Annotated in this window: 14 protein-coding genes; 9 read left to right on the top strand and 5 right to left on the bottom strand. The window is 58.0% G+C overall.

Going from position 1 to position 12,411, the window contains the following annotated elements; all coding sequences use genetic code 11:
* Positions 1-333: 333 nt before the first annotated feature.
* The 4 genes from BMZ66_RS20330 to rpmB all read right to left on the bottom strand — a co-directional run bounded on the left by BMZ66_RS20330 (position 334) and on the right by rpmB (position 3,466).
* Complete coding sequence (locus tag BMZ66_RS20330) at positions 334-975, bottom strand: IS630 family transposase (RefSeq protein WP_092677828.1); 642 nt, start codon at positions 973-975, stop codon at positions 334-336.
* Positions 976-990: 15 nt separating this feature from the next.
* Positions 991-1,170 (bottom strand): hypothetical protein, encoded by a 180-nt coding sequence (locus BMZ66_RS20335; protein WP_092677831.1) that lies wholly within the window; start codon positions 1,168-1,170, stop codon positions 991-993.
* Positions 1,171-1,249: 79 nt separating this feature from the next.
* Positions 1,250-2,950, bottom strand: a complete 1,701-nt coding sequence (locus tag BMZ66_RS20340; protein ID WP_234795186.1) for an aminopeptidase P family protein — start codon at positions 2,948-2,950, stop codon at positions 1,250-1,252.
* A gap of 276 nt (positions 2,951-3,226) precedes the next feature.
* Entirely contained in the window at positions 3,227-3,466 is a 240-nt protein-coding gene (rpmB, locus tag BMZ66_RS20345) for a 50S ribosomal protein L28 (RefSeq protein ID WP_044003635.1), read from the bottom strand.
* Positions 3,467-3,666: 200 nt separating this feature from the next.
* Here rpmB and BMZ66_RS20350 point away from each other — a divergent pair, with 200 nt between their 5' ends.
* Positions 3,667-4,515, top strand: coding sequence for a class I SAM-dependent methyltransferase (locus BMZ66_RS20350; RefSeq protein WP_092677833.1), 849 nt, complete (start codon positions 3,667-3,669; stop codon positions 4,513-4,515).
* 155 nt (positions 4,516-4,670) lie between these two features.
* Here the strand turns inward: BMZ66_RS20350 and BMZ66_RS25610 are convergent, their stop codons facing one another.
* Positions 4,671-4,838, bottom strand: a complete 168-nt coding sequence (locus BMZ66_RS25610; protein ID WP_177204830.1) for a C1orf53 family protein — start codon at positions 4,836-4,838, stop codon at positions 4,671-4,673.
* Between the two features lie 80 nt (positions 4,839-4,918).
* Here BMZ66_RS25610 and BMZ66_RS20355 point away from each other — a divergent pair, with 80 nt between their 5' ends.
* The 8 genes from BMZ66_RS20355 to hemB all read left to right on the top strand — a co-directional run bounded on the left by BMZ66_RS20355 (position 4,919) and on the right by hemB (position 12,399).
* Entirely contained in the window at positions 4,919-5,425 is a 507-nt protein-coding gene (locus BMZ66_RS20355) for a hypothetical protein (protein WP_092677835.1), read from the top strand.
* Between the two features lie 67 nt (positions 5,426-5,492).
* Positions 5,493-6,743 (top strand): ornithine--oxo-acid transaminase, encoded by a 1,251-nt coding sequence (gene rocD, locus BMZ66_RS20360; protein WP_092677837.1) that lies wholly within the window; start codon positions 5,493-5,495, stop codon positions 6,741-6,743.
* A 92-nt stretch (positions 6,744-6,835) separates the two neighbouring features.
* Positions 6,836-7,981: an NAD(P)/FAD-dependent oxidoreductase gene (locus BMZ66_RS20365; protein WP_214607039.1), complete on the top strand. Its 1,146-nt coding sequence runs from the start codon at positions 6,836-6,838 to the stop codon at positions 7,979-7,981.
* Positions 7,982-8,038: 57 nt separating this feature from the next.
* Positions 8,039-8,581: a hypothetical protein gene (locus BMZ66_RS25250; RefSeq protein WP_143080308.1), complete on the top strand. Its 543-nt coding sequence runs from the start codon at positions 8,039-8,041 to the stop codon at positions 8,579-8,581.
* Between the two features lie 776 nt (positions 8,582-9,357).
* Positions 9,358-9,954 carry a hypothetical protein gene (locus BMZ66_RS20375; protein ID WP_092677842.1) on the top strand — a complete coding sequence of 199 codons (597 nt, stop codon included), beginning with the start codon at positions 9,358-9,360 and terminating at the stop codon, positions 9,952-9,954.
* Between the two features lie 194 nt (positions 9,955-10,148).
* Positions 10,149-10,718: a hypothetical protein gene (locus tag BMZ66_RS25255; protein ID WP_143080309.1), complete on the top strand. Its 570-nt coding sequence runs from the start codon at positions 10,149-10,151 to the stop codon at positions 10,716-10,718.
* 21 nt (positions 10,719-10,739) lie between these two features.
* Positions 10,740-11,336 carry a hypothetical protein gene (locus BMZ66_RS25260; protein WP_143080310.1) on the top strand — a complete coding sequence of 199 codons (597 nt, stop codon included), beginning with the start codon at positions 10,740-10,742 and terminating at the stop codon, positions 11,334-11,336.
* Positions 11,337-11,406: 70 nt separating this feature from the next.
* A complete protein-coding gene (hemB, locus tag BMZ66_RS20385) occupies positions 11,407-12,399 on the top strand; it encodes a porphobilinogen synthase (RefSeq protein WP_369407609.1) in 993 nt (330 codons plus the stop codon).
* The last annotated feature ends 12 nt before the right edge of the window (positions 12,400-12,411 follow it).

Below are 12,411 nucleotides of genomic sequence, written 5' to 3' on the forward strand. Positions count from 1 at the left end.
GCCCTGCCCACCGGTGGCAACTACCGGCGCTCCATCTGCGTGGATTACATGTACTACAACCCGGACGGCACCATCAAGCCCATTGTGCAGACTACGAAGGGCGTGGCCCCGGTCAAGTAGAAGCCTGTTTTACGGTCATTCGAAGCACATTCAGAAGTGTGTCTCGTCCGGCTATGTGTTGACACTTTTCCAACAGCTGTCATGAAAAGCCCTTTAGCACCGCGCGAGCGGCCTAGTCAGCGCGACTATAGCTTGCCGTTTAGAGCGGATTTCAGGTTAGTGTACGTGGTATCCACAATGGTCAAATCAGTTTCTAGCGTCCTGCTCGGCTATTCAGTCGATAGCTGCAATGACCTCCTCCAGCGCCTGACGGGTGCGGGCCTGGGCCGTGCACAACCAGGTTTTGAGCTTACTGAAGGCCTGTTCGATGGGATTAAAGTCGGGCGAGTAGGGCGGCAAGTACAGCAGCCGTGCGCCACGGGCTGCGACGAGTTCGGCCAGCCCGGCAGCTTGGTGGGCCGGCAGGTTGTCGAGCACGACCGCGTCACCGGGCACGAGCGTGGAACCAAGCACTTTCACGAGGTAGGCGGCAAACATGTCGCCTTTAACGGCCCCGCTCACGGCCATGGCCACTTGCGGGCCCTGTGGGGTCAGCGCGGCCACCCGCGTCAAGTTTGGCCCGCTGTGCAGGGGCGTGGCTTGCCGGGCGCGCCGGCTGACTTTGGCCCGGGCGTAGCGCCGGCAATAGGTCAGGTTCGTGCTCGTCTCGTCCACAAACTTGAAATAAATAAAACTCTCAGTTTGCAGCGCTTCCACAAAATCCTGGCGCAGGGCCCTCACGCGTTTGGTGTCGCGTTCAGCGGCGTGAACACTCTTTTTTCGCCGCCAGCCCAGCGCCTGTACCGCCCGCCAGAGGGTGGTCTGGCTCACAGCCGGGCCGCCGAAGGCGGCCAGCCAGATGCACAGTTCGGCCAGCGTGGCATTGGGCTGCTAGCGTAAACAGGCCTTCGCCTGGGCCACGGCGTCCAGGCGAAGGCCCGCTGCGTTGCGAAATTTGCGCACGAACGAATCCGATGCGCTAAACTGCGCCGCCACTTCCCCAATCGTGCGATCTGCCTGCTGGCATGCGGCGGTCACATGTTCGCATGAGTCAAGTGAATAGGCTTTCATTGACTTAAGTTAACAAGTGGCCTGTACATAAACTTGAAATTCGCCCAAAGTAGCTTCTAATGTTATGAGTTAGCGCCTGCTATTTCAACTCCAGTAGCTTCCAGCCTTCCAGTGCGCTGGGCTCGGCCATTAGCTTTTCGATGTCGGCCACGGTGCGTGGCGCTTCGGCCGACATGTTTTCATAGGCCGAGGGGGTAATCAACACGTCGTCTTCGATGCGTACCCCGATGTTCCACCACTTGGGGTCGCAGGGCGAGCCGGCGGGGATGTAAATGCCAGGCTCCACGGTAATCACATTGCCGGCTACCAGAGGGCCGTAGCTGCCACGGTCGTGCACATCGAGGCCGAGGTAGTGGCTGGCGCTGTGGGGATAGTACCGCCGGAATTCTTCTTTCTTTTTGATGATGCCCAGCTTCAACAGGCCATTGGCTACTACGTCCTGGGTGGCTTTGTTGGGGGCATCAAAATCGGCGCCGGGGCGGCAGGCCGCAAAGCCGGCTTCCTGGGCCGCGAGCACCAGCTCGTATATCTGGCGCTGGGTGGGGCTGAACTTGCCGGAGGGCGGCGCGGTGCGCGTAACATCGGCGGAGTAGCCATGGTACTCGGCCCCGCAATCCATTAGCACCAAGTCGTTGTCGAGGCGCTGGCGGTCGTTGGTTTCGTAGTGCAGAATGCAGCCGTTGGCGCCGGCGCCCACGATGCTGGGGTAGCCCTGAGACTCGGCGCCATAGCGGCGGTACACGTATTCGTGGAGGCCTTGCACTTCTATTTCGCCCATATCGGGCCGCATCAATTTCATCACCTCGCGCTGGCCCTGGGCGCTGATGCGAATGGCGCGGCGCAGCAAGGCTAGCTCTTCGTTGGTTTTGACGGCGCGCAGCTCGTCCAGCTGCTCGCTTAGGCTGATGCCATCGTAGCGACCTGCGGCGTTGGGATTGATGGCACGTTGGCGCTCGGCATCGTTTTTAGCCGCCAGATAGGCCTTTATGGAGGGCTCGTTGGCCATGCCGGGGCGCTCCTTCACCAGGTTGGTGAGGTAGGCACTCACTTCTTTGGGGCTGCTCGCGCCGTAGCGCTTCAGCACGCGATAGGCGACGGTGCGGCTGGGGTCGTAGTCGGCTGGGAGGCCGGTTTGCTGGCGGAAGGTGGCGACCAAGCTGGCCAAGTCGGCGGGGTCGCGGGGGTCGTCGCGGGCATCGGTGGGCAGGTCCATGAACATAATCTGGTCGAAGTCGGCCCAGGGAATACCGGCGGTGGCGAAGGTTTTGTTGTCGGCGGCGAATTGCAGACCCAGCTGGCTTTTGGCGGCGGGGGCACCCATGCGGCGACCAGTCCACTGCTCCCGGGCCGGGTCGCGGGGCTGCGTGAACAGCGCCTCGGTCACTCCGGCTTGGCCGCCTACGGTACGGGGCTCCTTGAAGAGCACCAGCACGGCATCGGGCTCGACGCAGCCGGTGAGGTAGTAGAAATCGGGGTTCTGGTGGTAAACGTGGTCGACGTCGTTGGCCCGATTGCGGATGGGTGCGGCAAAGAGCACTACTACGCCTTTGGGCGGCAGCTGGGCCCGCAGCAGCTCGCGGCGATGCTTGTGGAAGGCGGGCGACAGAAAGTCGGTGGGCCGGGCTGGTGCAGCCGCGACATTGAGTGGCTCAGGAACGGAAGCAGGCTGCTGAGCCATCAGCGGTGCGCTGGCCAGCATCAGCCAGCTGCCTGCTACTGCTTGAGAGGTGCGCCGCAGGAAACGCCAGGAAAGCAGGCGAGCAAAAGTCGGAAGCCGCATAGGGGGTAGTAAGGTTGCGAACTGGCTGTAGAGAGGCCAGGCTGCGGTAGAGACACCAGAACTGACATCACCGTTGCCCGAACCATACACAATGCTCCTGCACAAGCTGCTCAACGGCGCAATACTCTGAAGATAAGATATGGCCAACAGACAAAGCCAGCGCCGATACAGTTGCCGCGAGGGCAAGCGTATCGGCGCTGGCTTAGAATATTTTGCAGGCGGCAGAGAGGAAGAATAATAGTCTCCCTATTTAGCCAACGTACTAAATACCGGAATCTAGTAAACGATGAAGCCCTGCTCCTTGGCCTTCTTCAATACCGACATAATGCCGTTCTTGTTGATGGTGCGGATGGTGGACGTAGCTACTTTCAGGGTAACCCAGGCGTCTTGCTCGGGAATGTAGAAGCGCTTTTTCTGCAGGTTCGGATAGAACTTGCGCTTAGTCTTGTTGTTAGCGTGCGAAACGTTGTTACCAACGCGGGTACGCTTGCCGGTCAAATCACAAACACGGGCCATAATATCGGAGGGTTAAGAATTACAATGCAGGGAAACGGGCCGCAAATATCGTGAAAAGTATGGTAACTGCCAAATTGCTCACGCATCTTACTGTTCACCACCAGGATTCTTCGTGCCCACAAGCGCAGGGTTAATGCTGGGCTAAATCAGTAGCTTTGCGCCCAATCAGCTCTGCCCGCTGAATAAATACCCGTCCGATTATGCTCAAAGAACTGTACCGTTTTGTTTCACCCAAGTACCAGAATCTATTTCTGGACTATAAAGTAGACTTCCAGCCACGCTATGGGCACGGCAAGCCACCTCACCAGCAGCTCTACGATATTATCAACCGGAACAGGGCCACCTACCGCGAATTATTGCTGGAATTTTTGACTCACCAAAACAATTTTGAGCAGATAAAAGAAGCTAAAAACGAAACCGACGCCAACCAACCGGCCTGGAACAACGCCTTCCTGCCGGGCCTCGACATTGTGGCCATCTACGGCATGCTGGCCCACTTCCGGCCCGCGCAGTACGTGGAAGTTGGCTCGGGCAACTCCACCAAAGTAGCCGCCAAAGCCATCCGCGACCAAGGCCTGGCCACCCGAATTACCTCTATTGACCCCTACCCCCGAGCCGAAATAGACCACTTGGCCCAGAACGTAGTGCGCAAGCCTTTCGAAGACACGGATTTTTCGTTTCTCTATAACCTGAAGGCCAACGATATTCTTTTCATCGACAATTCGCATCGGGTGCTGCCGAACTCTGATGCTACGGTGTTTTTCCTGGAAGTGCTGCCCAAGCTGGCCCCTGGCGTTATCGTGCACATCCACGACATCTACTTGCCTTACGACTATCCACAGTTTATGTGCGACCGGGCTTATTCGGAGCAGTACATGCTGGCTGCTTTCGTGTTGGCCAACCCTGCTAAATACGAAACCATTCTGCCCAATTTCTTCATTAGCGAGGACGCCGAGCTGAATAGCGTGCTTGCTCCGCTGTGGCAGCAGCCTGCACTGCGTGGCGTAGAGACTCACGGCGGGTCTTACTGGCTTCGCATTGGCGCCTAGACATTTGCGAGCAGAAGCATCGCGAAGGGCCTCACCTCTACTATATAAGCTGATTTATAACGAATTATGCCGAATAGTTTCTGAGGTGAGGCCTTTTGCTTTTAACTCCACAATGCTGGAATGAGTGCTGGGTGCTCTGCCCCGCGAGAAGCAAGCTATTTTTTAAGCGCTGCTTTGGCCTTAAAATTCCAGGGGCAATGTCGGCAACCGCTCTGGCAGCAGCTGCCCCGGCGCCGGTGGTACTGCTCGGTGAAGACGAGGTAGCCCTCGGGCGTGTAGTAGAAATCGCCGGGCTGAAGCGGCTTAGGGACAGGTGCAGGCATTGGTGAATCAAAGTTACGGCCGGATGCGTTGAGAAGGTTGCCGGGCGGCATTTCGCTGTTGTCACTTTCAGCCGTTTGCTATGAAGACTCCTCAGGCTTTTGTGTTGCCGCTGCTTGCGGGCGCGGCACTGCTGCCCTGGCCGGTAGCGGCCCAGGGCTCGACCCCCGTTGTACTTACGGTGGCTTCGGCGCCAGCTGGCGTGCGCCCCGCCTTGGTTCGCGACGAAGTGGCTTTTGCTGACCCCATCCGGGAAGCGCAACGCACTCTGCCGCAAGCCAAGAAACGCTTTCTGGCGGGCCTGGCCCACGGCGACCAATTCCTGCTGGTGGTGCGGGTGATGGCAACGGACACCAGCTTCCGGCAGGCCTCGGCGCGGGTGTTGGGCTGGCATGGCAACAGGGTGCAGGCCTTGCTGCTACCGGAAGCCGCTGGTTCGGCCAGTTCCGCGGAGCCGGTGCCCGTAAGCTTCCCCGAAACCGCGGTGGTGGACTGGACGCTGCGGCGGGCCAGCGGCCGCGAGGAAGGCAACTACGTGGGCCGCTACCTCGACACCGCCTGCCAGCTGGAAAGCTTGCCTTTCCGGTAAGTAGAATTCGACCTAACGGGCCAAAATCCCGTAGTTTCGTGCGCTCACCTACTATTCCCACCTGCTTATGAATACTTCCTCCCCTACCGCCACCGCCAGCCGCGCCGAGCAGCTCATGCAGCTCGAAGACCAGTACGGTGCCCACAACTACCACCCGCTGCCCGTGGTGCTGAACCGGGGCGAGGGCGTGCACTTGTGGGACGTGGACGGCAAGCATTATTACGACTTCCTATCGGCTTACTCGGCCGTGAACCAGGGTCACTGCCACCCGCGCATTATTGGCGCGCTCACCAAGCAGGCACAGCAGCTTACGCTCACGTCGCGGGCCTTTTTCAACGACCAGCTGGGCGAGGCCGAGAAGCAGCTGTGCGAACTGTTTGGCTACGACAAGGCCCTGCTGATGAACTCCGGCGCCGAAGCTGTGGAAACGGCCCTCAAGCTGGCCCGCAAGTGGGGCTACCAGGAAAAAGGCATCGCCCCAAACACGGCCCGCATTCTCGTGGCAGAGCACAACTTCCACGGTCGCACTACTGGCATTATCTCATTCAGCACCGACCCCGACAGCACGGGGGGCTTTGGGCCCTACATGCCTGGCTACCAAGTGGTGCCTTACAACGACATCGATTCGTTGGCGGAGGCCCTGAAAGACCCGCATGTTTGCGCCTTTATGGTGGAGCCCATTCAGGGCGAAGCCGGCGTGATGGTGCCCGCCGTGGGCTACTTGGCCCAGGCCGCGGAGCTGTGCCGGGCACACAAGGTGCTTTTTATAGCCGACGAAATTCAAACCGGTCTGGCACGCACGGGCAAGATGCTGGCCTGCGACCACGAGGCCGTGCACGCCGACATTCTCATTCTGGGCAAGGCCCTGAGCGGCGGCGTGCTGCCGGTGTCGGCGGTGCTGGCCAACGATAAAATCATGCTCACCATACAGCCCGGGCAGCACGGCTCCACGTTTGGCGGCAACCCGCTGGCCTGTGCCGTCATGCGGGCCGCGCTAGACGTGCTGGTTGAGGAAGACCTGGCCCAGAATGCAGCCAAGCTAGGCGAGCAATTCCGCGAGCGGATGCGGCAGGTGCAGGCCAAGCGCCCCGAAGTGGTGGAGCTGGTACGCGGCAAAGGCCTACTGAACGCCATCATCATCAAGCCCGCCGACGACGGCCGCACCGCCTGGGACGTGTGCGTTACGCTGATGGAGCGCGGCGTATTGGCCAAGCCCACGCACGGCGACATCATCCGCTTCGCGCCGCCGCTGGTGATTACCGAGGAACAGCTGCACGAAGCCTGCGACATTATAGAAAGCGTGATAATGGCTTTTTAAGGTTTCTCGCACAGAGTCAGGGGAGAAAAAAGGAGTTTCACCGAGCCGTAACTTGCGCTCTCAGTGAAACTCCTTTTTTCTCCCCTGACTCTGTGCGAAACAATTCAAACCTGTCTTATTGGGAGCACCAATCGTTTTTCGGGCCGGCCGAGGTGGCGATTATAGGGGCGGGACTGGTGGGGCTAACGGCCGCTTTGTACCTGAAGCAGCTGCGGCCTACTTGGCGCGTGGTGGTGCTGGAACGGGGCGCCTTGCCTAGCGGCGCCTCAACCAAAAACGCAGGGTTTGCTTGCTTTGGGTCGATTTCGGAACTGATTGAGCAGGAAAAGCGCGGCGACCTGGAAAGCGTGGTGGCGGCACGGTGTGCGGGACTGGCCCGGTTGCGGGAGTTACTTGGCGATGGGGAGCTGGACTACCAGCCGGTGGGTGGCTACGAGCTGTTTCGCCACGAAGAAGCTGCCCTGGCTGCGGAATGCCGCGAGAAAATCGATTACTTCAACAAGCTGCTGGCGCCAATAACCGAGCACGCTCGCACCTTCCGCGACGCGAGCGACGAAACTGGGCGCTTCGGTTTTAGCGGGGTGAGCACCTTGTTCAAAAACGAGTGCGAAGGCAGCCTAGACACCGGCCGCATGATGCGCGCTTTGCTGGCCCGCGCCTGGGCCGCCGGTGTGCCGGTGCTCACCAATTGCGCGGTGGAAGCAATAGCAACCGCCAGCGACGGCTCCGTGCGGGTGTGCCTGGCCAACGGCGCCGTGGTGGAGGCTAGCCAAGCCTTGGTAGCTACCAATGCCTTTGCCACCGAGCTACTCCCTGAAGTGGCGGTGTCGCCGGGAAGAGGGCAGGTTTTGGTAACAGAGCCGCTGCCCGACGTAGCGCTGCCGGGCACCTTTCACTACGACCGCGGCTACGCTTATTTCCGTCAGCTGCCCGACAAGCGCCTGTTGCTGGGTGGCGGCCGTAATCTCGATTTTTCCGCGGAAGCTACCACCGTGCCAGGCCTTACAGATGTGGTGCAACAATACCTGGAGCAGCTGTTGCGCGACGTTATTGTGCCCGGTCAACGGCCTCGCATCGACTATCGGTGGAGCGGGGTGATGGGATTTGGGCCGGCGCTGGCGCCCATTGTAGATTGGGTGCGTCCGGGTGTGCTGGCCGCTGTGCGCTGCAATGGCATGGGCGTGGCCCTGGGCGCGGGCATCGGCTGGCAAGTCGCCGAAAAGCTGACCCGTACATAGCGGAAATAAGCAGATATTCGTAGAGCACAACGCAGCCCTTACTTCCCGCTCTTCTTTATGCTTTTTGCTACGCGCTTTCGCTTATTCCGCTTTCGTTTACTGAGCTTATTAATGGTCGCTGGCGGACTGGCCAGCGGCTGCCAAAGTAGCCGGAGCAGCTTTTCCTTTCAGCCGATGATGGGTCACACACCAACCACGCTCATGGCACAGATGGTTGCGGAAGCCCCGGCAACGGCAGCAATTGCAGCTGACGAACCAGCGGCATTGCCGCTAGCACAGATAACCACGAAGCCGGTGGGTCGAATCTATCGCCGGAAGTCCTTAAAACCACAAAGGCTGCCGGTAGTGCCAAGAGTTGCTAATGCAATGGTTGTCGTGCAAGTGCCGAAAGTGGCACATAAACGCGGCTTATTTAGCCGCCCGCAGGCTACTGCCGAAGTAGGACTCGGTACCACCGTGTTCGGCGTGCTGGGGTTGGTGACGCTGCCGATTGCGCTGCTTGGCTTGGCCTTGAGCGGAGGCGGGCTTGTTTGGGCCATTGTGGCCGGGGCCGCCGCGCTGGCAGTATTGGTGGCTTATATCGACCCGTTTGGGCGGTAGTCCCTAATTGGCCAAATTTTGCAGCTCCATCTTAACTTAGCGTTTCTCCCAATGCTATGTTGACCAACCGCTTGTGCTCTCTACACACACAGTTAGTGTTACTGTTGCTGTTAGTTGGGTGCCGTAGCGAGCGGGTGGCCTTTCAATTACAGCCCTTGGTTTTTGAAGGTAAAGTGCCGCTTACTGACTCAATAACAGCGAAAAACATAGTAGCCCCGAATTGCGCTGTCAGTTATTTACCAGTTAGCCCAAGAGCCACTTCTGCTGCATTTGCTATTGAACGTGCACACCGGCCCAAACGACTTAGGAATAGCAGTGCTACTAATACGGTGCGCCATGAGCTGCTGCTTTGTCCGTACACATTCCAGAACCACGTTTTGCCTCAGGCAGTTGTAGCGCCGAAGCGCTCGGTTGATGACCCTCCTTGGGGAGGCATCATGTTCTTCCTTGGTATTGCAATTTGTGTAGCTGCCGTGATTATTGGCTTCAATCTAGGCGGGTGGCTGGGCCTGGGGGTAGGAATCGTTTTGTACCTCGCGGGTGCCTACCTGGGTGCACGAGGCTTTGCAGGTCCCAATAAGCCAAATTCGCAGCCACCCAACAGAGATGGACGCCCTTGACATTCTGCGTCTATAACCTGCTTGGCTACAGCAATTTAAAATCTGTTTGTTAGCGCTTTGCATATCACAGCACCCAAGCTGACTATTTTCCGCTGGAATTGCCGCGCATTTGCCCACATCTACTCACATAAAGCTTAGCGCTTCCTTCTTTTCTTAATGCTTCCCACCTACTGCCTCCGCCGCAACTACAAGGCGCTGCTGCTACTGGTGGCAGGGCTGCTGGCCGGTTGTCGGGCCGAGCGGGTAACACATAATTTTCAGAATCTATCACTCGCCGGGACAAACCGCACAGCAGGTAGTTTGGTTGGAAAACCAACCACGTTTATTACGGCACCGACAGCGGGAGCCGCGAAAGCCCAGTTCAGCTCTGGGCGCATAATACTACAAGCGACGGAACCCACAACATTGCTAAAAAGGACACGTGGCGCTGCAACAACTTTACCCGCACCCTACCCAACCGATGCGGCCAGGTCTCTTTTGCCGATAGCCGCCATTAAGCAGCCCCTAGGCAATAAGATATCATTGACTCCCCACGTAACGTTACCGGCTGTTCATGCAGAGGAGTTGGCACTACGTACCAGCCTTACCTGGGGCGATGTATTGCAGGGCTTGGGGACGGTGCTCGCCATTGGGGGCGTTGTGTTGGGATTTCAATTGGGCGGTTGGCTGGGGCTGGGTGTGGCGCTTCTGCTACTGCTGGTTGGTGGCTTCATCGGTTTATTTGGCAATTTGAAGAATGGCGACTTGCCTTAACTAAAGAAGCATGCTCCTAACCTACCGCCATAACTACGGGCCGATGCTGCTAGTCGCACTGGTGCTGCTGGCCGGGTGCCGGGCGGAACGGGCAGCATTTGAATTCCGGCCTACTCTATCTGCTGAGTCACAGATTTTGGCAAACGGCCAGCCCCAACTAACTGGGCGATTCATTAGCAATAAACCAGAGTACAATGCCAACCAAGGAGCGGCAGGTTGGCAACCGTAGTCTATCAAAGGCAGAAGTAGCATTACTGAGGCCGGACCAGCGTAAGAACTTGTCCTTTCCCCCAATATATCGCCCTAGTAAAATTCTGCCATTTCCCTTCTCTGCTCAAAGCAAATCCTATCAGGAAATCACAAAAAGGCAGGCCCGGATTCCTAGAAGCAAAGTCCCCTTTTCATGGATTTTGAACAAAATGTTTCTGGTTAGCGGTCTACTTTTATTAGCAGGTGGCCTAATCACAGGAATTTCTCTGGGCGGTATCAGTGGATTAATAACTGGGCTGCTTCTAGCTGTGGCTGGCCTGGTCATACTGTTGGGAACAATGCTTTTGTTGGGCTTTATTGTCTCCAGCGCAATGGATAGCCTCCGGTATCCTTCACTGTCCTTTGCTGCGCTAATTATTGGTGCTCTGGCTGCTTTAGTCTGGCTAATAATTGGAATAACTCCAGGGTATATACTGCTTATTGCAGGTCTGTCGATTACAATAGCTGGTCTTTTACTCGCAATTGGATCCGTTATCAAATCAAAAACTTTCTAATTTTTAATTACAGTTTCCTCCATGCTGTCCACCCACCGCCCCTGCCGCAGCCGCAATCGCAAAGCGCTGCTGCTAGTATCGGGGCTGCTGGCCGGGTGCCGGGCGCAACGGGCAGCATTTGAATTTCGGCCGAATAACATCTCAAAATTATCAAGTTATGAGACTTACAGCCAGCTTAATCCAGCTGATATTTGGCAAGGACCGACGCTAGTAAGCAAGGCAGAAGCAAAGCTGAGCGGCTCCGGCCTTGCGCCTAAGCGTCTTGCCATTATGGGAGCCAGGCAATCCACGAGGATAATCCTATCGCCTCACAAAACGAGGACTTCGGCAATTGTTCGTTATCGAGGCCACATTAAATCTGGGGTTGCGAATTTGTCGCTGCCTCTTATTTCTGCTTCACTGCCAGCTCCGCAACTCAAAAACCTGCACGACGCCCCCCCCGATTCTGCTACCAGCCTTGGAGAGGCAGTTTCTATGATAGGCGGATTGCTGATTTGGACCGCACTAATCTTAGGAATTATAACCCTGCTCGGCGGTGCAAGCTTGGGCACATCGGCGTTGTGGCTACTGTTGGCTGGCGTGCTGCTGGGAGGAATTGCCTATGGCGGAATCAAATAACAAGGCCTAGGCCCTTAACCTTACCTTTGTGAGAGCTGTTTTCCCTGCCCTCACTGTAACACTATACGCTTTGTCTATCCTCCCCACCCACCGCCCCCGCCGCAACCGCAAGTCCGAAGTTATCCGCGACATGGTGCAGGAAACCCGCCTCACCACCCACGATTTTATCTTTCCGCTGTTTCTCATCGAAGGCCAAAACCAGAAGCTGGAGGTAAAATCCATGCCCGGCATCAACCGCCTCACCGCCGACCGCATTGTGGATGAGATTGGCCAGTGCGTGGAACTTGGCATCAAAGCATTTGCGCCGTTTCCGAGCATCAGCGACAACCTGAAGGACCGGCTGGCCAAGGAATCGGCTAACCCCGAGGGCTTGTACCTCAAGACCGTTGCCGACATCAAGCGGCAGTTCCCCGACGTGGTGCTGATGACCGACGTGGCCATGGACCCCTACAGCAGCGACGGCCACGACGGCGTGGTAGATGCCGAGTCGGGCGAAATCCTGAACGACGCCACCCTGGAAGTGCTCGGCCAGATGGCCCTGGCCCAGGCCCGCGCCGGTGCCGACATCATCGGCCCCAGCGACATGATGGACGGCCGCGTGGCCTGGATTCGGCGGGTGCTCGATGAGAATGCCTTCCAGCACGTGAGCATCATGAGCTACACGGCCAAGTACGCCTCGGCCTTCTACGGCCCGTTCCGCGACGCGCTGGACTCGGCCCCGAAAAAAGGTGACAAGAAAAGCTACCAGATGAACCCCGCCAACAAGCGCGAGGCCCTGCGCGAGCTGGCCCTCGACGAAGCCGAAGGCGCCGACATGGTGATGGTGAAGCCTGCCTTGAGCTACCTCGACGTGATTCACGCCGTGAAAGAGCGCACCCACCTGCCCGTGACGGCCTACAACGTATCGGGCGAGTACGCCATGGTGAAGGCCGCCGCTCAAAACGGCTGGCTCGACGGCGAGCGCACCATGATGGAAGTGCTCACCAGCATCAAGCGCGCTGGGGCCGATGCCATTCTCACCTACTTCGCCAAGGAAGCAGCCGCCGTACTGCGCCGGGGCTAATGCAGCGCTGAG

It is taken from the genome of Hymenobacter arizonensis (assembly GCF_900115775.1).
In the GTDB taxonomy this organism is placed as follows: domain Bacteria; phylum Bacteroidota; class Bacteroidia; order Cytophagales; family Hymenobacteraceae; genus Hymenobacter; species Hymenobacter arizonensis.